Source organism: Janthinobacterium tructae (genome assembly GCF_006517255.1).
GTDB classification, from domain to species: Bacteria; Pseudomonadota; Gammaproteobacteria; order Burkholderiales; family Burkholderiaceae_D; genus Janthinobacterium; species Janthinobacterium tructae.
In genome coordinates, this window is record NZ_CP041185.1 from 3,972,023 (window position 1) to 3,991,761 (window position 19,739).

At 63.7% G+C, this 19,739-nt stretch carries 18 protein-coding genes and 1 pseudogene; 3 read left to right on the plus strand and 16 right to left on the minus strand.

Annotated features, from left to right (window positions below):
• The first annotated feature begins 88 nt into the window (after positions 1–88).
• The 3 genes from FJQ89_RS17400 to FJQ89_RS17410 all read left to right on the plus strand — a co-directional run bounded on the left by FJQ89_RS17400 (position 89) and on the right by FJQ89_RS17410 (position 2,292).
• Complete coding sequence (locus FJQ89_RS17400; RefSeq protein WP_243136099.1) at positions 89–1,192, plus strand: hypothetical protein; 1,104 nt, start codon at positions 89–91, stop codon at positions 1,190–1,192.
• Positions 1,183–1,809, plus strand: a complete 627-nt coding sequence (locus tag FJQ89_RS17405; RefSeq protein ID WP_141171075.1) for an ABC transporter ATP-binding protein — start codon at positions 1,183–1,185, stop codon at positions 1,807–1,809. Before FJQ89_RS17400 ends, FJQ89_RS17405 begins: the two co-directional genes overlap by 10 nt.
• 135 nt (positions 1,810–1,944) lie before the next feature.
• A complete protein-coding gene (locus FJQ89_RS17410) occupies positions 1,945–2,292 on the plus strand; it encodes a CzcE family metal-binding protein (RefSeq protein WP_168208477.1) in 348 nt (115 codons plus the stop codon).
• Between the two features lie 69 nt (positions 2,293–2,361).
• Here the strand turns inward: FJQ89_RS17410 and ahpF are convergent, their stop codons facing one another.
• The 16 genes and pseudogenes from ahpF to FJQ89_RS28745 form a co-directional block, all read right to left on the minus strand.
• Positions 2,362–3,957 (minus strand): alkyl hydroperoxide reductase subunit F, encoded by a 1,596-nt coding sequence (ahpF, locus tag FJQ89_RS17415; protein ID WP_141171077.1) that lies wholly within the window; start codon positions 3,955–3,957, stop codon positions 2,362–2,364.
• 98 nt (positions 3,958–4,055) lie between these two features.
• Positions 4,056–4,619, minus strand: a complete 564-nt coding sequence (ahpC, locus tag FJQ89_RS17420) for an alkyl hydroperoxide reductase subunit C (RefSeq protein WP_034780873.1) — start codon at positions 4,617–4,619, stop codon at positions 4,056–4,058.
• Between the two features lie 188 nt (positions 4,620–4,807).
• The gene (locus FJQ89_RS17425) at positions 4,808–5,200 is read right to left on the minus strand and encodes a DUF3597 domain-containing protein (RefSeq protein ID WP_141171078.1); all 393 of its coding nucleotides are present in this window, start codon (positions 5,198–5,200) and stop codon (positions 4,808–4,810) included.
• Between the two features lie 175 nt (positions 5,201–5,375).
• Positions 5,376–8,177, minus strand: coding sequence for an EAL domain-containing protein (locus FJQ89_RS17430; RefSeq protein ID WP_243136100.1), 2,802 nt, complete (start codon positions 8,175–8,177; stop codon positions 5,376–5,378).
• A 134-nt stretch (positions 8,178–8,311) separates the two neighbouring features.
• A complete protein-coding gene (gene rbsD, locus FJQ89_RS17435; RefSeq protein WP_141171079.1) occupies positions 8,312–8,704 on the minus strand; it encodes a D-ribose pyranase in 393 nt (130 codons plus the stop codon).
• Between the two features lie 4 nt (positions 8,705–8,708).
• Positions 8,709–9,620, minus strand: a complete 912-nt coding sequence (gene rbsK, locus FJQ89_RS17440) for a ribokinase (RefSeq protein ID WP_141171080.1) — start codon at positions 9,618–9,620, stop codon at positions 8,709–8,711.
• The gene (locus FJQ89_RS17445) at positions 9,617–10,675 is read right to left on the minus strand and encodes a LacI family DNA-binding transcriptional regulator (RefSeq protein ID WP_141171081.1); all 1,059 of its coding nucleotides are present in this window, start codon (positions 10,673–10,675) and stop codon (positions 9,617–9,619) included. Before FJQ89_RS17445 ends, rbsK begins: the two co-directional genes overlap by 4 nt.
• Positions 10,676–10,684: 9 nt before the next feature.
• Positions 10,685–11,656: an ABC transporter permease gene (locus tag FJQ89_RS17450; protein WP_141171082.1), complete on the minus strand. Its 972-nt coding sequence runs from the start codon at positions 11,654–11,656 to the stop codon at positions 10,685–10,687.
• Between the two features lie 18 nt (positions 11,657–11,674).
• Positions 11,675–13,228 carry a sugar ABC transporter ATP-binding protein gene (locus FJQ89_RS17455; RefSeq protein ID WP_141171083.1) on the minus strand — a complete coding sequence of 518 codons (1,554 nt, stop codon included), beginning with the start codon at positions 13,226–13,228 and terminating at the stop codon, positions 11,675–11,677.
• An 84-nt stretch (positions 13,229–13,312) separates the two neighbouring features.
• On the minus strand, positions 13,313–14,272 hold the full coding sequence (locus FJQ89_RS17460; protein ID WP_099761595.1) for a sugar ABC transporter substrate-binding protein: 960 nt from the start codon (positions 14,270–14,272) through the stop codon (positions 13,313–13,315).
• Between the two features lie 208 nt (positions 14,273–14,480).
• Entirely contained in the window at positions 14,481–15,362 is an 882-nt protein-coding gene (locus tag FJQ89_RS17465) for an EamA family transporter (RefSeq protein WP_141171084.1), read from the minus strand.
• A 163-nt stretch (positions 15,363–15,525) separates the two neighbouring features.
• Positions 15,526–16,611: a zinc ribbon domain-containing protein gene (locus FJQ89_RS17470; protein WP_141171085.1), complete on the minus strand. Its 1,086-nt coding sequence runs from the start codon at positions 16,609–16,611 to the stop codon at positions 15,526–15,528.
• Positions 16,612–16,619: 8 nt separating this feature from the next.
• Positions 16,620–17,732, minus strand: coding sequence for a zinc ribbon domain-containing protein (locus FJQ89_RS17475; protein ID WP_141171086.1), 1,113 nt, complete (start codon positions 17,730–17,732; stop codon positions 16,620–16,622).
• 65 nt (positions 17,733–17,797) lie between these two features.
• Positions 17,798–18,520 (minus strand): hypothetical protein, encoded by a 723-nt coding sequence (locus FJQ89_RS17480; protein WP_099761587.1) that lies wholly within the window; start codon positions 18,518–18,520, stop codon positions 17,798–17,800.
• Positions 18,521–18,567: 47 nt separating this feature from the next.
• The gene (locus FJQ89_RS17485) at positions 18,568–19,362 is read right to left on the minus strand and encodes a hypothetical protein (RefSeq protein ID WP_243136101.1); all 795 of its coding nucleotides are present in this window, start codon (positions 19,360–19,362) and stop codon (positions 18,568–18,570) included.
• Between the two features lie 144 nt (positions 19,363–19,506).
• A pseudogene (locus FJQ89_RS28745) lies at positions 19,507–19,614 on the minus strand (zinc-ribbon domain-containing protein); the annotation flags it as partial.
• Between the last annotated feature and the right edge of the window lie 125 nt (positions 19,615–19,739).

Here is a 19,739-nt window from a genome sequence, read left to right on the forward strand (position 1 = left end):
GGTTCTCTGAACCGAAGGGCTTTTCCCATTTCCGGCCCGAAAAATGCACTAGAATCAGCGCTCCTCCTGACTCTGCCGCTCCTGCCTGATGCGCCTGCCACACAGTCTTTCCCCCTACCTCGTCCTGCGCTTGCGCCTGGCACATCATGCGTTGCTGCAATTTGCCGCCAGCCTGGCCAGTTCCATGGAAATCCTCGTGTTCCTGGCCGGTCCCGTCTTGCTGGGCCTGCTCAGCGTCATCGCCCTGCCCGGCTTTCTTGCCGTGAGCCGGCCCTGGCCTGCCGCCTTGGGTCTGCTGGGCGCGCAAGCTTTGCTGACCTGCCTGCCCGCCTGGCTGCTGCGCAAGCGCCTGTTGCCGGCGAATATAGCCGCCTGGCTGCGCCAGCTGCCCTTGCCGACGCGTGTGCGCTGGCAAGCCGATATCGCCGTGGCCGGTTTGCTGATGCTGCCGCTGGGCCTCGCCTATGCCGTCTCGGCCAGCATCTGGCTGGCGCAGTCGCCGTCGTGGCTGCGCCCGGTTGTCGTGCCCGGCATCGCCGCCACCGTCGCCACCTGGCTGCTGGCCTGGCTGCTGACAACACTCATCGTGGCACAACGCCTGCGCGCGCCACGCCCGGCACACAGGGCGCGCGCGCCAACGATGAGCACCTATGTACCGCAACGGCCCCGCTGGCGCAGCGTGTTCCTGTGGCGCCAGTTGTTCTGGCTGCCGTTCTGGCGCAATGACAATATGATCGGCATCCAGCAAAGCGTGCTGCTGGTCACGGCTGGCGCCAGCATGCTGGCCTGGCTGCTGCGCGCCCCCCTGGTGCCAGCACCGCTACTCGGTTTGTTGGCCAGCGCCAGCCTGGTCATTGTGACGGACCGTGGCGACAAGGCCGTGCGCGAGCAGATTGCCGTGCTGCGTCCATCGCTGAACGCCTGGCCCCTGGCCAGCACGGCCTTGATGCGCCTGGCTTGCGCCGCCAGCCTGCTGCCGCCGTTTGCCGTGTTGCTGGCGGGCGCGGTCTTGTTGTACTGCATCGATCCCGCCGCCTTGCAGCAGCGCGTGACCTCGGTCTACGCCCTCACGGCCAGCGTGGCCCTGCTGGCCATCGTCGGCCTGCCCCGCCTGACGGCGCGGGGTAGAGTCGTCCTCGTCGTCCTGTCCATCCTTGCCTTGAGCGCCATCGGAAGCGAATTATGGAATTGAACCTGCCTACTCCCGTGCTACACATCGAGCACCTCGATTTTCACTTCCCCACGCACAGCGTCTTCCAGGGCTGCAATCTGCAATTCGGCCCCGGCATCAGCTGGCTGCGCGGTGCGAACGGGGCCGGCAAGACAACCTTGCTGAAACTGGCGGGCGGCGCCCTGCTGCCCGCGCGCGGCGCCATCCGCCTCGATGACGTCGACAGTGGCCGCATGCCGCTGGCCTACCGTGCCCAGGCATTCTATTGCGGCGGCGACGCGCCCGCCCTGCCCTGGCTGCAAGTGCATGAATTTCTCGACCTGCACCTGGCCCTGTACCCTGGCAGCGACCAGTCGCTGCTGAACGACGAGTTAAGCGCGTTTGCCCTGACGTCCACCTTGCAGCAAAGCATCACCGCCCTCTCGCTGGGCCAGCACAAAAAACTGCAACTGGCCCTGGCTCTGGCCTTGCCCGTGCGCCTGCTGCTGATCGATGAACCGTTCAATGGCCTCGATGCATCCGCCATGGCGTACTTGCGCCAGCGCCTGTCCGACCCGTCCCGCCTGGCGCGCCAGTGCATCGTGCTGACCAGCCACCTGGTGCCGGACGTACCGCTGGCGGCGACGGTGGAAATATAGACAGCAAATACAACTTTGCAAATCGACCAAGAAACGCTTACGATGCCGTGCTGCAAAAACCGGCGATCCCGGTGCAGCTACGACAACAACACGGCACGGTTATTCACTGCGCCGGGCTTATTCTTGGAGATTACTATGTTGAACACCCACCGCAGCGCCGTGGCGATTTTGTGCGCCGCCCTTGCCGCCTTTGCCACCTCGGCCATTGCCGCCGGTCCCACGGGCACGCCCGCCGACTATGGCAGCAGCGCCCCGCACGCCGCCGCCCAGCGCAGCATCGAGCTGCAGGCCGACACCCGCCACATCAACGTCACGCGCGGCGAAACCGTCACCATCGCGCGCGCCGGCCAGCGTTTTACCTGGCACGTGCAAACTTTTAACCATCAAACGACATTCGCCCTGAGCGAGATCGCGCCGCAGGACATGCCCGTCGATGGCGTGCAGGTGTATGTCGCCGCCAACCCGCTGTACACGGGCAGCTAAGTTTCCTCTACACGTAAAAAAACCGGAAGCGCCTTGCGGTGCTTCCGGTTTTTTTTGTGGCTGGACAGCTTACGCCGTCAGTGCTTCCTTGACTGCGGACTCTTCAACCACTTCCTCGTCATCCGAGCGGATCAGGTGGTCAAAGGCGGACAGGGCTGCCTTGGCGCCTTCGCCGGTGGCGATGATGATCTGCTTGTACGGCACCGTGGTGACGTCGCCGGCCGCAAATACGCCTGGGATCGAGGTCTGGCCGCGGGCATCGACTTCGATTTCGCCGTGGCGCGACAGTGCCACTGTCCCCTTCAGCCACTCCGTGTTCGGCACCAGGCCGATTTGCACGAAAACGCCTTCCAGCTCGACCTTTTTCGACTCGCCGCTGACCCGGTCCGTGTAGCTGAGGCCATTGACGATCTTGCCGTCGCCGTGGATCTCGGTGGTTTGCGCCGAGGTGATCACGGTCACGTTAGGCAGGCTGTGCAGCTTGCGTTGCAGCACCGCATCGGCACGCAATTCCGCGCCGAACTCGATCAGGGTCACGTGCTTTACCAGGCCGGCCAGGTCGATCGCCGCTTCCACACCCGAGTTGCCGCCGCCGATCACGGCCACGCGCTTGCCCTTGAACAAGGGGCCATCGCAGTGCGGGCAGTAAGCGACACCGTGGTTGCGGTATTCCTTCTCGCCCGGCACATTGATTTCGCGCCAGCGGGCACCGGTGGCCAGGATGACGGTCTTGGCTTTCAGGATGGCGCCATTCGCCGTTTCAATCTCGATCAGCTTGCCTGGGGTCAGCTTGCTGGCGCGCTGGGTGTTCATGATATCGACGTCATAGGTCTTGACGTGCTGTTCCAGCGCCATGGCAAACTTCGGACCATCGGTTTCCTTGACGGAAATGAAATTCTCGATGGCCATGGTGTCGAGGGTCTGGCCGCCGAAACGCTCGGCCAGCACGCCCGTCTTGATGCCTTTGCGGGCCGCATAGATGGCCGCTGCCGCGCCGGCAGGACCGCCGCCGACGATCAGTACATCAAAGACATCTTTTTTCGACAACGCTGCCGCCTGGCGTGCGCCGGCGTTGGTGTCGAGCTTGGCGAGGATTTCCTCGACATTCGTGCGTCCCTGGCCGAAGTGCTCGCCATTCAGGAACATCATCGGCACGGCCATGATCTGGCGCTCTTCCACTTCTTTCGGGAACACGCCGCCATCGATGGTGGTGACCTTGATGCGCGGGTTGATCACCGCCATGGCATTCAATGCCTGCACCACTTCCGGGCAGTTATGGCAGGAGAGCGAAATAAACGTTTCAAACTCGTAATCGCCGTCGAGGTTGCGGATCTGCTCGATCACGGCGTCGTCGAACTTGATGGTGTGGCCGCCCACTTGCAGCAGCGCCAGCACGAGCGAGGTAAATTCGTGGCCCAGTGGCACACCGGCGAAACGCACGCCGATATCGGAGCCGGTACGGTTGATGCTGAACGACGGCGCCCGTACGCCAGCGTCAAGGCGCTCGACCAGCGTGATCTTGTCGCTCAACAGGACTATCTCCTGGAGCAATTCCTTCATCTCGCGGGCTTTTGCGCTGTCATCGAGAGAAGCGACCAGCTCAAGCGGATACACCACTTTTTCCAGGTAGGATTTCAGTTGGGTTTTGAGGGTTGCATCTAACATGATTTTTTCTTCCTTTACAAATATTTAGGCGAATGCCGGGCCGGACGCCCGGTCCGGCATCGCGGTAACTACTTGTTTGCTACGTGGTGCATCGAAACTTAGATCTTGCCAACCAGGTCCAGCGATGGGGTCAGCGTTGCTGCGCCTTCCGTCCATTTGGCTGGGCAAACTTCGCCTGGGTGAGCGGCAACGTATTGAGCTGCCTTGACTTTGCGCAACAGTTCCGATGCGTCACGGCCGATGCCGTTGTCATGCACTTCCAGCACTTTGATGAAGCCGTCCGGATTGATGACGAAGGTACCGCGCAGTGCCATGCCTTCTTCTTCGATCATGACTTCGAAATTGCGCGACAGGGTACCGGTTGGGTCACCGATCAGTGCGTATTGCACTTTTTTGATCGCGTCCGAGGTGTCGTGCCATGCTTTGTGCGCGAAATGCGAGTCGGTCGAGATGCCGTAGACATCGACGCCCAGCTTCTGGAACTCGGCGTGGTGATCGGCCAGGTCTTCCAGTTCGGTTGGGCAAACGAAGGTGAAGTCGGCTGGGTAGAACACGAATACCGACCACTTGCCTTTCAGCGACGCTTCCGTCAGGTCGACGAATTTGCCATTGTGGAATGCGGTTGCCTTGAATGGTTTAACTTGGGTATTGATGAGCGACATAATCATTTCCTCTCGTGTGGTGAATCAGTAAGACTCTAGTGTAAGGGGTTTTATCCCATATGCAAAATTGATTATCACAATAGTTTCAATTAGTTTTAGCTATCGCGACACCATGAGAACTCCATGATAGGCAGTTCCCACGGGATTGGATAGCGGTGACAGTGGATACCCCTGCCGCCGCCAGGTGTTTAGTTCTTGAGTTCTTCCGGTACCTTGCCGCCGTTTTCCGCCAGCTTGATCATCACCTGGCGGTGCAGCCAGATATTCATGCTGGCCGAATCATTGGTGTCGCCCGTGAAGTGCAGCTCTTGCGCCAGTTCCTTGCGCGAAGCCAGGCTGCTGTCGAGTTGAAGCAATTTCATCAGGTCGACGATGGACGTGCGCCAATTGAGTGTTTCCGCGTTCTTGCCGGCCAGGTCGACCAACACCACTTCCACGTCCACCACTGGCACGGCAACCGCTGGTGCAGCGGCGGCTGCCGGTGCCGCTGGCGCGTCGGTAGCGGCCGCTGGCGTGGCTGCCGGAGCAGCGTCGGACGAATGGTGGAAGATTTTGTTATAAATATTGCTGAAAATGCCCATGAGGTCACCTCGAGTTGAGTGAATGGAAGAAGGTTTGCCTGCGCGCCCGGTTCATGACGCGAACCGGTGACAGCTGGAGCCGGGCGCAGGCGCCAGCCTGTCGAGTATAAGCCCGTTCAGGCCGGAGGCCCTGTCCCGCAGGGCAGTGGACATCTGGTGGCAGGGCGCGCCGGTTTCAAGGGTGCAAGGGCCGCCGGGCGTGCAGCAGCGCATCGAATGCTTCGATGGCCAGCGGCGGCGCAAACAGCTCGCCTTGCGCAAAATCGCAGCCGATTTCCAGCAGCCGCGCGCGCTGCTCTTCGGTCTCCACCCCTTCGGCGATGACTTGCAAGCCCAGCTTGTGCGCCATGGTGACGATGGCTTCGCACAACACCAGTTCGCTGGCACCGGGCGCCAGCTTGCGCACCAGCACGCCGTCGAGCTTCAGGTAGTCGATACTGCACTGCTGCAATTGCGTCAGCGAGGCGGGGCCGCTGCCGAAGTTGTCCAGGGCGATCTGCAAGCCTGCCTCGCGCAAGTGCTGCAGCCGCGGCGCCATGCCGCTGCCGGCGCCCAGCAGCGCATCTTCGCGCATGTCGAGCACGATAGCCGAAGCCGGCACATCGAGCGCCATCAGCTGGCGCAGCCAGGTGCCGGGCGCCTCGACTTCACGCTGCAGCTCCAGCGGCGACTGGTTCAGGCACAGTTGCAGCCCCGGCAAACCGATGGCCTGGCCCTGCGCGCGCCAGCGCAGCAGTTGCGCGGCCGCCGTGCGCAGCACCCAGTCGCCGATGTCGACGATCAAGCCGCTGCTCTCGGCCAGCGCCAGGAAATCCGGCGGGCACACGATGCCCCGCTGCGGATGGTGCCAGCGCAGCAAGGCTTCCACCTTGGCAATATTGCCGCTGTGCAGTTCGACGATGGGCTGGTAATACAGCTGCATCTGCTGTTCGCGCAAGGCCGTGCGCAAGTCCGCCCCCATGCGCATGCGGTTGACGGCCGCCACCTGCATCGCGGGCGTAAAATAACTGTAGCGGTTGCGCCCCGCGCCTTTCGACACATACATGGCCTGGTCCGCATGCTTGAGCAGGTCCTCGATCGTGCCCGCGTCGTCCGGATACAGGGTGATGCCGATCGAGGCCGAAACGAAGGCCTGCTCCTGTCCCAGCAGGAACGGCGCCAGCAAGCCGTCGAGTATCTGCCGCGCGATGCGGTCAACTTGCTGCAGATCATCGAGGTCGGACAGGATCACCGTGAATTCATCGCCGCCCAGGCGCGCCACCGTATCCGTTTCGCGCACGCCCACGCGGATGCGCCGCGCCGCTTCGATCAGCAAGATATCGCCCTGGTGGTGACCGAGGGTGTCGTTGACTTCCTTGAAATGGTCGAGGTCGATGAACAGGATGGCCACGCGGCTCGTATCGCGCCGTCCCTGAGCCAGCGCCTGGCGCAGGCGCTCGTGGAACATGCGGCGGTTCGGCAATTGCGTCAAGGTATCGAAATTGGCTTGCTGCCAGATCAGCGCTTCCGTTTGCCGCTTGTCCGTCACATCTTCCAGCATGCACAGGTGGTGCGGGCCGCCGTGGCACGCCGTGGCGATGGCCGTCACCGAGGCATCGACCCACACCACGTCGCCATCGGGACGCACGATGCGCTTGGCGTGGCGGAAGCCCGGCATGCGCCGCGCCAGCAACTGCGCCACGTGTGCCTGCTCACCCGCCACGTCATCGGGATGACTGATCTCCATCCAGTTCGAGCGCTTCATATGCTCCAGGCTGCGCCCGGCGATGGCCAGATAGCGCGGATTGATATCCAGAAACTGTCCGCTCACGGTATCGATCAGGGCGATGCCCATCGGTGCTTCCTCGAACATGGTGCGAAAGCGCAATTCCCCTTGCCGGATGGTTTCTTCCGTGCGGCGGCGCTCGCGCGCCAGGTTGCTGAAGTGAAAGGCAGCCGACACGGCCAGCAAGCTGCCCGCCACACCCAGCGACAGATACAACCAGCCCAGGTCGGCGCCTGGCACGGGGTGATACAGGAAGCCCTGGTAGGCGCGGCTGTCCGTGGCATTGCGCGGCAGCACGCCCATGGCGGCATAGGTGTCGGCGATATGCTGCCAGCGCTGGGGATTCATGTAGCCAAGTTCCACCAGCACGGGCTGCAGCAGCACTTCCATCTGCTGCGCCTCGTACAGCAGATGCGCCGGGTCGTGGCGCTGGCTGTATTTGGCATGGATCAGATGCGCCATTTCCTCGCGGTGCGCCATCGCGTATTGCCAGCCGCGCAGGCTGGCCGCGCGGAACGCTTTGACGCGCTCGGGATGGCGGCGCAGTTCGTACTCGCTGGTAAACAGGTTGTCGCCATAGAAATCGATGCCGGCCGTGCGCGGCGTAAACTGGTAGTAGGGAAAGCCCGCCCGGTCCAGGTAATCCGCTTCGTTGGTGGAATACGCGGCAATGGCGTCGACCTTGCCATCGATTAAATCCTCGATCCGGTAGCTGGGCGGCAGGTGCCGCATCTGTTCCGGCGCGACGCCCATTTTCTGCAGAAACAGCGAGATTTCATCGGATGCGGCTGCCACATCGGTGGCCGCACCGATCATCACCGGCGCCCCCACCAGCCGGTGCACGTCCGGTGCGCCGCCATGCTGGCGCATCAGCAGCACGCTGGGCGAATGCTGGAACACCACGGCCAGCACCACCACGGGCTTGCCGGCCATACGGCTGAGCAACAAGGTACTGTTACCCACGCCGTAGTCGGCCTGGCCCGTCAGCACGGCCGCCTCGGCAAGCGGCACGCCGCTGCCTTCGACCAGTTTGACTTCCAGCCCCGCCTCGCGGTAATAACCTTGCTCGATGGCCGCGTAATAGCCGGCAAACTGGAACTGGTGCGTGAAATTGAGCTGCAGGGAGATAGCTTCCAGCGCGCGGGCGGGCGTGGTCAGGCACAGCAGCAGAATGAAACAGCAGCGGAAAGCGTCGAATGCTTTCATCGGCATGGCAGGACACCACTGGAAACTGCCGAGCTGGCAGGGTACGACTATTGTAGCCGCCCCCTTTTGCGGATGGATAATTATTTCACTAAGAACAATAACGTTGATGTTTTTGGCAAACAATCTGACGTTCGTTTGCGCTAGAACACGACGCCTGCCACCAAAATGATGTTGGCATACGGACTGCACTCACCCGTACGCACGATGGCGCGCGCGCCCTTGCTCAATTGCTTGAACTCCTCGTGCGTCACCTGGCGCGCATCGGGCACAGCCAGGGCCGCCACCTGCGCCGCCATGGCCGGATTGTGCTGCGGCAACTCGCTGGCGAGCAAATGGTATTCCACTTGCATTTCAGTCAATACCGCATTGACGGTATCGATGAAGCCGGGGATGCCGCGCGTCAGGGCCAGGTCGATCAGGGGCACGCCCGGCTGCGAGGGCAAGCCCGCGTCGCCGATGACGAGCATGTCGCCATGACCGAGCGATGCAATCATTTGCGACAACGCAATATTAAGCAGCGGTGTTTTTTTCATGGTCTCAGAACAGCTCGTGCAAGTGGGGAATCGAGGTTTGCGCACCGGGCTTGGTGACGCTCCAGGCGGCTGCGCGCTGGCCTTGCTGGATCGCTTCGGCCTCGTCCATGCCGGACGCCAGGCCGGCGACAAAGCCGCCGATAAAGGTGTCGCCGGCGGCCGTCGTATCGACGGCTTGCACCACCTCGGCCGGGAAGGTGAAATCGCCGCCATACAGGGCCGCGTGCACGCCCTTGGAGCCGAGCGTGATGATGACGTTGTCGCTGCCCAGCTTTTGCAGCGCGGCCGCCAGCGCCTGGACGTCCGCGCCGTCCGGGCTGACGCCGGCCAGCATGGCCGCTTCGATTTCATTCGGAATCAGGTAGTCGACCAGTTCCAGCACGCCTGCCGGCAAGCTGGCGGCCGGGGCCGGGTTCAGCACCACCGTCTTGCCCAGCGAACGGGCCAGTTTAATGGCGTGCACGACGGTGGCCATCGGCGTTTCCAGCTGCAGCACGACAATATCGGCCTGCTCGATCAGCTCTTTTGCCGCGTCGATATGCGCGGGGCTCAATAAATCGTTGGCGCCGCCGGCAATCACGATGCTGTTCTGGCCGTTGTCGTCGACCAGGATGGAAGCGATGCCGGACGCGACACCGGGCAAGGTGGTGATGTGGCTGTCGATGATGCCGTCGCCCACCAGCGCCGCGCGCAAGGTCGCGCCGAAGGCGTCGTCGCCCACGCAGCCGATCATGGCCACTTGCTGGCCACCGGCGGCTACTTTGCCGCTCAGGCGCGCGCAGGCCACGGCCTGGTTGGCGCCCTTGCCGCCAGGAATGGTTCGAAACGCGCCGCCCGTCAGGGTTTCGCCGGGGAGGGGCATGCGCGGCACGCGCAAGACCAGGTCCATATTGATGCTGCCGATAACCACGATCATGATGTCATTCCCATCAGTTCAGTTGCAGGTGAAGAAGTAGGTGCGGAAGAAGGTACAGTGGCGGCCACGCTGGAGCCGCGCACGTGCAGCTCGGGTGCGATGCTGCGCTGCTGGCGCGGCAAGGCGGGGTCGGCGATGCGCGCCAGCAGGCAGGCGGCCGTGATATGGCCCAGCTCGCGCGTGTTTTGCGCCACGCTGCTCAAGGCAGGATGCACGAAGCTGGCCAGGTCGATATCGTCGAAGCCGACGACGGCCAGTTCGGCCGGCACGGCAATGCCCCGCTCGGCGGCGGCGCGCAAGGCGCCAAAGGCCATCAAATCATTGCAGCAGAACAAGGCGTCGGGGCGCTGGCCTGGCGGCAGCGCCAGCAAATCCAGCGCGGCCGCATAACCGCCCGCGCTCGTAAAATCGCCATGCACGCACAGGGCGTCGGCCAGGACCACGCCCGCGTCCGCCATGGCGCTGCGCGCACCGGCTATGCGCTCGTTGGAAATGCGCACTTCGCGGGGACCGGCGATGCAAGCAAGGCGCCGGCGTCCCAGGCCCAGCAAATGGCACGCGGCCAGGGCACCGCCGGCGCGGTTGTCGACGGCCACCGCATCGATGGACAGGTCGCTGGGCGCGCGGTCGAGCAGCACGGCCGGCACCTTCATCTTGCGCAGCAATTCGCCATCGCTGTCGGCCAGCGCGGACAGGATCAGGCCGTCGCAGCGTTTGGTCAAGAGCACGTTCAGGTAGTCGCGCTGCTTGACGGGGTCGTCATCGGAATTGCACAAAATCACGCTGTAGCCGGCCGCGTAGCAGCTATCCTCGATGCCGCGCGCCACTTCCGAAAAATACGGATTCGTATTATTCGGAATGATCAGGCCGATGGTGCCCGTGCTGCGGCTGCGCAGGGAGCGCGCCAGCGCGCTGGGCACGTAATGCAACTGCTCCGCCGCCGCCAGCACGGCGCGGCGCGCCGCGTCGCTGACGGGGCGGGTATTGTTGAGGACGTGCGACACGGTGGTAAACGACACCCCCGCCGCCTGCGCCACTTGTTTGATCGTTGCCATGGGCCAGTATTATGAACGCTCGCCGCGGCGGCGGTAAGTGTCGAGCACCACGGCGGCGACGATCACCAGGCCCGTGACGATGCGTTTCACGGGTTCCGACACGCCCACTTGCGCCAGGCCCGCTTCCAGCACGGAAATGATCAACACGCCGATAAACGTGCTGATGACGGAACCGCGTCCGCCCATCAGGCTCGTGCCGCCGATCACGACGGCGGCGATCACTTGCAATTCCATGCCCACGCCGCCGTTCGGGTCGGCCGCTTCCAGGCGCGAGACCTGGAACAGCGCGCCCACGCCAGCCAGAAAGCCCATCAGGGCAAACACCAGCACTTTTGACGGTTTCGTATTGATGCCGGACAAACGCACGGCTTCTTCATTCGTGCCGATGCCGATCCAGTGGCGTCCCAGCACCGTGCGCGTGAGCACCAGGTGGCCGATGACAACAATCGCGATGGCGGCGATGAAGGCCGGCGACAGGCCAAAGGCGATCGGCGAGCTGATGCCGTCCACGGCGCTGCCGATGTATTCCGTGCGCGAGTTCGTCACTTGATACGCCATGCCGCGCGCCATTTCCAGCACGCCCAAGGAGACGATGAACGAGGGAATGCGCCAGCCGACGGAAATCAGGCCGGTCGTCGCGCCGCACAGGGCGGCGACGAACATGCCCAGCAGGGCCGCGCTCCACACGGGCCAGCCCCAGTGCACGACAGCGAGCGACAGCACGGAAGCGGCCAGCGCCATGACGGAGCCGACGGACAAATCGATGCCGCCGATGATCAATACAAAGGTCATGCCGACGGCCATCACCACCAGGGTCGGGATGTTGTTCGACAGGGTACTCAAGGTCGCCAGAGTAAAGAAGTTTTCGCTGGCAAACGAGAACAGCACGCACATGGCGAGCAGGGCGCCGATCAGGCCCGCATAGTTTTTCAGGTCGGCCAGGCTGCGCTGCAGATACGAAGGAGAGGAATGGGTGGTCATGGGAATCTTTCCGGCGGATCAGGCCGCAGCTGGAGTGGAAGTGGGGGTCAAATAGCCGGAGAAAGCGGCTGACAGCAGCGCGTCCTGGCTCCAGGCGCCGCGCTCGAAGGTCTCGACGATGCTGCCGGCGCTCATGACGGCGATGCGGTCGCAGATCAGCATCAGCTCGCGCAAGTCGCTCGAGACGATGACGAGACCCTTGCCCTGGCGCGCCTGTTCGGCCAGCACCTGATAAATATCAAACTTGGCGCCGATATCGATGCCGCGCGTGGGTTCGTCGAACAGCATCACGGGGCAGTCGCGATACAGCCAGCGGGCGATCACCACCTTTTGCTGGTTCCCGCCGGACAATTCGGCCACCGTTTGCGCGCTGTTGCGCGAGCGGATGCCCAGGCGCTGAATGTAATCGTCGGCCACCGTCGCTTCGGCCGCATCGTTGAGCCAACCGGCGCCACTGACGGTGTCGAGCGAGGCCAGGGTCGTGTTGACGGCGATGGACTGGCGCAGCAACAAGCCTTGTCCCTTGCGGTCTTCCGTGATCATGGCGATGCCGGCTTTCACGGCGGCCTGCGGCGAGTGCAAGGCGGCGGGTACCTCGCTGTCGCCGAGGAACACGTCACCGGCGTCGGCGCGGTCGGCGCCGAAGATCAGGCGCAGCAATTCCGTGCGGCCCGAGCCGATCAGGCCGGCGATACCGAGGATTTCGCCGGCGCGCAAGTCGAACGAAGTCGGGTTGACCACCTTGCCGCGCGCCAGTCCGCGCACGCGCAGCAGCGGCGCGCCGATAGTGCGGCCGCTCAGGTCGACGGCGTCATCGGCCGAACGGCCCACCATCAGGCTGACCAGGTCGGCGGCGGAGTGGCCGGCGATATCGTCATCGCACACGAGCTGGCCGTCGCGCAGCACGGCGATGCGGTCGGCTACGCGCTTGAGTTCTTCCAGGCGGTGGGAAATATAGATGATGCACACGCCTTCGGCTTTCAGGCGCTCGATTTGCAGAAACAGCAATTCCACCTCGCGGTGCGTCAGCATGGCCGTCGGCTCATCGAGCACCAGCAGGCGGCAGGAACCAATTAAATTGCGCGCGATTTCGATCATTTGCTGGTGGCCGATGCCCAGCTCGCCAACCAGGGTCCACGGGTCGAGTCCGCCCAGGCCCACTTGCTCCATCTGTTCGCGCGCGTCGCGCTCCAGACGGCTGCGGTCGATGAAGCCGAAACGCTGCGGCAAATTTTTCAGGTACAGGTTTTCCGCGATCGACAGGGTGGGAATCAAATTGAGTTCCTGCATCACCATGCGGATGCCCAGCGCCTCGGCGGCGCCGCGCGAGGCGGGCTGGTAAGGCTTGCCGTCGAGCAGCATCGTGCCCGTCGTGGCTTGCTCCAGGCCGCAGATGATCTTCGACAAGGTGCTCTTGCCCGCGCCGTTCTCGCCCGTCAGCGCCAGCACCTGGCCAGCGGCGAAGCGCAAGCCCACGCCGCCCAGCACGGGGCCGACATAGGACTTGCCGATGTTGTCCAGGGTCAATAGAGGGGTGGCGGCTGATGGCGCCGGGGGTATGTCGGTAGGCATGATAAAACTCCGCGGTAGTGGCGGCGGGGCCAGCGGCGCCTGCTCGATGAGCAAGCGGGCGCCGGCCCCGGCGGGATCAAACGATCAGGACTTGGCGCCCTTGGCGACCAGTTCGACCTTGGTTTCGATGACGCCACCGAGCTCGGCCTGTTTCTTCTTCTGTGCCAGCGCTTTCAGCACGGTCTCGATGCCGAACACGGCTTGCTGCGAACCGAACTGGTCGGCGGTGGCCAGCACGCGGCCATCGGCCAGCATCGGCTTGATGGCGTTGATGTTGTCGTAGCCGACGACGAGCACTTTGCCCGTCTTGCCGGCCGCCTTGATGGCGGAAATGGCGCCGATGGCCATGTTGTCGTTACCGCACAGCAAGGCCTTGATATTCGGGTTGGCGTTCAGCATGGCGGCGGCCACCGTGTTGGCAGGGGCGATTTCCCACTGGCCCGACTGCACGCTGACGACTTTCGCACCGGCCGCGTTCATGGCGTCCTGGAAACCCAGGGTACGCTGCTGCGCGTTGTAGGTAGTCGACACGCCTTCGATGATGCCGACGGGATCGCCCTTCTTGATCTGCTTGGCCAGATAGTCGCCGACGACCTTGGCGCCCTTGCGGTTGTCCGGACCGACGAACGGCACGGTGATGCCCTTCTCTTTCAGGGCGCCCTCGTCGAGCTTGTTGTCGATATTGACGACGATGATGCCCGCGTCGATGGCCTTTTTCAGCACCGGCACCAGCGCTTTCGAGTCGGCCGGCGCGATCACCAGCGCGTTGACGCGCGAGACGATCATTTGCTCGACCAGCTTAATCTGGCTAGACGTATCCGTTTCATCCTTGATGCCGTTCGACAGCAAGTCGTACTTGGCGGCATTCGCCTTCTGGTGCGCCTTGGCGCCATTTTCCATGGTCAGGAAAAATTCATTGGCAAGCGACTTCATCACCAGCGCCACCTTCGGTTTGGCAGGTGTCTGCGCCATCGCCGGCACGGCGGGCAAGGCACACACCAGGACAGCGGCGGCAATCATTTTCAGGCGAATACGGGATGTCATGAGCGTCTCCAGAGTTGTTGGTCAAGCATGTGTAGAGCATGCTTTTATGGAATTTCGTTGCGCGCAAACGTTTGCGCGAAGCGAATAGTGCCTCAATGCCCTATTACAGTGCAAGCAAAACAGTATGTGCGGTGCAGCAAAAAGGGAGCGCCCAGAGGGGGACGGGCAGGCTGATGCGATCAGCCTGCCGAGGGGAAATGCGCGTCAGTCAGGACTTTGTTGCGGGACGGGCGCTGGCCCACTGCACCGCCAGCACGCTAGCCAGCACCAGCAGCAAGCCCAGCATCGACCAGCCCGTCATGGCCTGGCCCAGCAGGGCCCAACCCAGCACCACGGCCATCAGGGGACTGAGCAGTCCCAGCGAAGACACGGCCACGGGCGACAGCCTGGCGATGCCGCGAAACCACAGCGCATACGCCAGCAGGGCACCGGCCAGGCACAGGTAGGCGTAGGCCAACACTTGCTGCAGGGACAAGGCCGGCAACGGTGCATCGGCCAGCCAGGCGACGGGCGCCAGCATCAGGCCGCCGAGCAACAATTGCCAGCCCGTCAGCGCCAGCACGGGCAAGTCCGGCTTCCAGCGCCGCGTCAGATACGTGCCGGCCGCCATGCAGGCCGTGCCGCCCAGCGCGGCGGCGATGCCGATGGGTTCCCACACCGTGCGCGGCGACAACAACAAGACGCCCATGCCAGCCACGCCCAGCACGCTGGCCCCCAAGGCCAGGCGGGCTGGGCGGCGTCCTTCCACGCCCCAGGCCAGGCCCATCACCAGCAGCGGCTGGATGGCCCCCACCACGGCCGCTAGGCCACCCGGCAAGCGGTAGGCGGCGACGAACAGCAGCGCCTGGAACACGCCGATATTGAGCGCGGAAAGAATCAGCACGCGGCCCCAGTCGCGCCGCGCGGGCAGGCGCCGCATCAGCAGCAGCAACAGCAAGCCAGCCGGCAACACGCGGATCAGGGCTGCCGTGAAGGGCCGGTCCGGCGGCAGCAGTTCGGACGTGACGATATACGTGGAACCCCAGATCAGGGGCGCCAGCGCCGTGAGCAGAATGTCGCCCCAGGCGGGACGGGCAGAAGAAGAGCTCATGTAACTATCTCGACATTAAGATAAAAGTCCAGTGTGGACGCGTACTATCTTGATGTCAAGATAAATTGACAGGCGCGCCGCTGCCTGGCGGGCGTAAAAAAACCCGGCATGGCCGGGCTTCTGGAATGATGCAAGGCGGCACGCTGCGCCACCCGCCGGATGCTTAATCGCGCACGCGCTGCAGCACCGTGATCGGCATGCCGCCGATGCTGAGCGTAGCCGTGTTGTTGCTATTGCTCAGGCTGATTTGCATGGCCATGCCGCCTGCGCCTTCCGGCGCGAACGTCACGACATTGCCCTCGGTGGTAAAGGTGCCTTTGCTTGCCTTGGCATTCTCGATGACGCTGTCACGCGTAAACTCCAGCACACCGCCCATCGGTGCCTTCCACTTGCCCACCAGCGGGTGGCCGCCAAAGCTGAACAGGCCTTTCAGTTTGTCCAGCATGCCCGGTCCCTGGGTGGCCGACGCATTGCCCAAGGCCCCTGCCATGGCCATGCTCATGGCGGCCTGCTGCAGTTGCGCGCGGTCGGTGACTTGCCATTGCTTGTCGACCAGCGCCAGCGGCAATTCCACTTCCAGGTCACCGTGCGGCAAGCGTTGCAGGATCAGTGCCCGGTCCGCCGATTTGGCCAGCCACGTCGCCTCATCGGTCAAGGCCAGCTTGGCAGTGGCCATTGCTACCTGCTGACCGCCTATCTCGCGCACCTGCTCGTAGCCGCTGACCTTGGCCACTTTCACGCCCTTGGCCACGCACAGCTTGTCGCCGCGCAAGGCTGCCTTGCCCGGGGCGGCCAGCGCGTAGACAAATTGCGATTGCGCAAGCCAGCCACCGCTGCTCTGCTCGACGGGAGCGGCGTACAGCCCGCTACGCACGAGGATATCGAGCCATTGCCGCGTGGAACTGTCGTACGAGGCCACGCGGATTTCTTCCTTCTGGTACGGCAAGTTGGTCAAGCAGAGCAACTTGTCGCGCGCCGCCTCGTCGGCCGTCAGGTGGGCATCGATGGCGCGGCTGAAACTGCTGGCCGAGGCCGCTTCGGGCGCCAGCAGCCACGCCAGGGCGCCGCCAGCCACGATGACTACCGCCAGCACGCCGCCGGCAATCATGACGTGGCGCCGCTGTACGCCGGCCCCGGCCGGACTGGCCGGCGCCGGCGCTGCCGCGGCAGGCAAGGTATTGCCGCATTCATCGCAAAAGCGCGCCCCCGGGGCATAGGCCGTGCCGCATTTGGTGCAGAAGTGAGCCATGGTGTGCCTTACTTGAGTTTGTGCGCGCATTCGCCGCAGAACACGTCATCGGACGCGACCGGTGCCTTGCAGCTCGGGCATTGCAGGCTGTCTGCCGGCGCAGCGGCTGGAGCGGCTGGTGCCGTCGCCTGCTCGGCGAGGGCGCGCGCACGTTCACGCGCTTCCTCGGCCTTTTTCTTGACCACCGCCAGGCCGTCGTTCAGGCTCGCTTCCGAGGCGCTGAAATCGACATTGCGCGTGGCGTTCAGGTAAATGATGCACACGCCCTTGGTGAAGATCAGGCCAGGCACAACGGCTGCGGCCGCCATCAGCAAGCCGCCGCCCAGGCCGGCAGCGATGATATAGCCGGAACCGCTGCCGCCACCCAGGCCCGAGGCCAGCGCGTACATATTCATCTGGCCGCCCAGACCCAGGATGCCGGCCGACATGCCCGTGGTCAGCGACACGCCCGTGCCCAGCACACCAAAGATCAGCAGCGCGGTAAACGACGTGATCAGGAACAGCAGCACTTCCAGCAGGATCACCGACACCAGCTTGGTGCGCACGATCAGGTTCAGGCGGGCAATGATCTGGAACACGCTGGCGCCCGACCAGGCGGCAGGGCCGGCCAGTGGCAGCATCACGTAGAACAGCGCAAACACCAGCACGCCCAGCACGATGGCCGACAAGGGGAAGACCACCGCGTACAGCACGGGGCCCAGCACGGGGATTTTGCAGACGAACAAGATGATGGCGATGACGATCATGGCCGCCAGCACGATCAAAAATTCCAGGAAGACGACCGCGATCAGGCGGTGGCTGGTGTACAGCGAGACGAGCACGGCATCAACCAGGCTCAAGCCAGGCTGGCCCTGCGCATCGCGCATCAGCAGGATGCCCACGGCGTTGGAACCGTAGAACATCACCAGAAAGGCCATCAAGCCGCCCAGGAAGGCCAGCACGACACTGCTCATGCTGCCGGCGAGCATCGTCAGCACGCCGCCGACGAGCACCGCGCCGATGAAGGTCAGGGCCAGCAGGGCAATCGCGCGGAAATTCTTGATGGCATCGGTCGCTTCGATCAGCGATCCCACGGCGGAGGAAAAGGGAAACGGTTTATGTGCTTCTGTGGAAATGGTCATGTCTAGCCTGGAAGGGGGAAATCGGGATGGGACGGCCTGCCTGGCCGCCCCGTGGTATTGCAGTGTCAGTACGCCAGCGCCAGTTGCAGCTCGCTCGCAGGCGCCTGGCGCTGGACGATCTGCAGTTTGACGTCCTGGCCGCCGACACGCTTGCTATTCAGGTACAAGGCGGTACGCACGGGATAAATGCCCTGCGGCACGCCTTCGGGCATGGGAATCGAGAAACCGCCCTTGTAGGCGCCGCTGCCGTTATTGCTGCTGACCACCTTGCGCACAGTTTTGATCAGGTCGCCATTTGGCTTGTACAGGCTCAATTCTTCTTCCACCAGCGGGTTCGGATCGCGCGTGCCGGCTGCCACTTCGATATACGAATTGGTCTGCGCCTTCTGGCCCGGACGTACGGAGGATGGCGTAAAGGCCGTCTCATACTTCACCAGCGTCGACTGCTCGGGCAGCTTGCCCTTGTTGGCCACCTTATAGTCGGCCTGCACCTGCTGCGCCGTCTTGACTTGCTGGCTTTGATAATTCAAAGCCACGCAGGCGAGTGCGCCCAGGCTGGCGCCCAGGGCCGCGCCGCGCACGGTATTCGTGCCACCGCCCAGCAAGCCGCCCACGACAGCGCCGATGCCGGCCAGCATGGCCGTATTGCATTCACCGCTGGCCGCTTCCGTGCCTGCGGTGGTGGTGCCGGTGGCGCCAGGGCCACCCGGCGCGGCGCAACCGGCCAGCATCGAGGACACAACCAGCAGCGCTACCATGGGCTTGGCAATTTGTTTCAAGTTTTTCACGTTATTCTCCGGGAGGAACAAAATAGGGGGAAGGCAAGCAGCGCGGCTTACTCGATCTGGATTTGCGACAGCGCCTTGTCTTGCGCGTCTTTCGCCTTGCGCTTGATGTCGAGCGCGTAGCGGTTGCCCTTGTCCATGCGCAACACGGCATTCGCGTTGGCAATGGCACAGTCGTATTTGCGCTGGCTCATGCAGTGGCTCGCTTCCGACAGGCTCTCCGTGATCACGCTTTCCAGGCCGTCAGCCTTGTTGGCGGGGGCGGCTGGCGGTGCGGCCTTGACGGGCTTGGCGGGCTTTTCCACGACCGGGGCAGGTGCAGGGGCTGGCGCTGGTGCAGGCTCGGGCGCGGGCGCAGGGGCGGCAACCGGTGCTGGCGCCGGGGCGGGCACCGCTGGCGTCACGGCAGGCTCGGCCGCCGTGGCGCCATCGAGCGCAGGGTCGCTGATGGCCAGCGGCTTCTCGGCAGCAGGCGCAGGTTCCGGCGGCACAGGTGGCACGGGTGCCGGCTGCGACGCTGGCGGCTTGCTTGACAGGAAATAATACCCGCCTGCACCGCCCAGCAGCACTACCGCTGCGACGACTGCGGCAATCAGCTTGAGGGGAAGGCCACGCGGTCGCTTGTCGTCTGGCGCTTTGGGCACGCTGGCGGGTGCGGCAGCAAGTTCTGGTGCGGGCGCGTGGACAGGTGCGGGTGCGGGTGCGGGTGCGGGTGCGGGTGCGGGTGCGGGTGCGGCTTCAGGCTGGCGCTTTTCCAGCACGGGCGGCGGCGCCGGTGCCGCGACAGGTTCCGCCACTGGCGCCGGGGCAGGTTCCGCCACTGGCGCCGGGGCAGGTTCAGGCATGGGCTCGATGGCGGGCGTAATGACCGGTTCCGGCAGAGGCGGCGGCGCCGTTGCGGCAACGGGCGCTACGGCAAAGCTGAACGCGCATTTGGGGCAGAATCTGGCATCGGCCTTGCAATCATGGCCGCACTGGCCACAGGATTTGCCTGGCACCTGGGCGGCAACAATCGTGGCAACGGCAAACGTCGTGCCGCACGAAGAACAGAATTTTGCACCCGGTTTATTCTCGGCCTGGCAGGAAAGGCATTTCAATTGGCATCTCTTTTCATATCAACGCTGACGCCGTACGCCCGCATCGCTTGCCAGAATGGCAGCTTTGTTGCCGTACGGCTAAATATGCAACGAGTATATTTTCAAACAGCAAGTTGCCACAAGAG

Coding starts and splice junctions, on each gene's coding strand:
- FJQ89_RS17400 (WP_243136099.1), top strand. CDS start 89: ATGCGCCTGCCACACAGTCTTTCCCCCTACCTCGTCCTGCGCTTGCGC.
- FJQ89_RS17405 (WP_141171075.1), top strand. CDS start 1,183: ATGGAATTGAACCTGCCTACTCCCGTGCTACACATCGAGCACCTCGAT.
- FJQ89_RS17410 (WP_168208477.1), top strand. CDS start 1,945: ATGTTGAACACCCACCGCAGCGCCGTGGCGATTTTGTGCGCCGCCCTT.
- ahpF (WP_141171077.1), bottom strand. CDS start 3,957: ATGTTAGATGCAACCCTCAAAACCCAACTGAAATCCTACCTGGAAAAA.
- ahpC (WP_034780873.1), bottom strand. CDS start 4,619: ATGTCGCTCATCAATACCCAAGTTAAACCATTCAAGGCAACCGCATTC.
- FJQ89_RS17425 (WP_141171078.1), bottom strand. CDS start 5,200: ATGGGCATTTTCAGCAATATTTATAACAAAATCTTCCACCATTCGTCC.
- FJQ89_RS17430 (WP_243136100.1), bottom strand. CDS start 8,177: ATGCCGATGAAAGCATTCGACGCTTTCCGCTGCTGTTTCATTCTGCTG.
- rbsD (WP_141171079.1), bottom strand. CDS start 8,704: ATGAAAAAAACACCGCTGCTTAATATTGCGTTGTCGCAAATGATTGCA.
- rbsK (WP_141171080.1), bottom strand. CDS start 9,620: ATGATCGTGGTTATCGGCAGCATCAATATGGACCTGGTCTTGCGCGTG.
- FJQ89_RS17445 (WP_141171081.1), bottom strand. CDS start 10,675: ATGGCAACGATCAAACAAGTGGCGCAGGCGGCGGGGGTGTCGTTTACC.
- FJQ89_RS17450 (WP_141171082.1), bottom strand. CDS start 11,656: ATGACCACCCATTCCTCTCCTTCGTATCTGCAGCGCAGCCTGGCCGAC.
- FJQ89_RS17455 (WP_141171083.1), bottom strand. CDS start 13,228: ATGCCTACCGACATACCCCCGGCGCCATCAGCCGCCACCCCTCTATTG.
- FJQ89_RS17460 (WP_099761595.1), bottom strand. CDS start 14,272: ATGACATCCCGTATTCGCCTGAAAATGATTGCCGCCGCTGTCCTGGTG.
- FJQ89_RS17465 (WP_141171084.1), bottom strand. CDS start 15,362: ATGAGCTCTTCTTCTGCCCGTCCCGCCTGGGGCGACATTCTGCTCACG.
- FJQ89_RS17470 (WP_141171085.1), bottom strand. CDS start 16,611: ATGGCTCACTTCTGCACCAAATGCGGCACGGCCTATGCCCCGGGGGCG.
- FJQ89_RS17475 (WP_141171086.1), bottom strand. CDS start 17,732: ATGACCATTTCCACAGAAGCACATAAACCGTTTCCCTTTTCCTCCGCC.
- FJQ89_RS17485 (WP_243136101.1), bottom strand. CDS start 19,362: ATGCCTGAACCTGCCCCGGCGCCAGTGGCGGAACCTGCCCCGGCGCCA.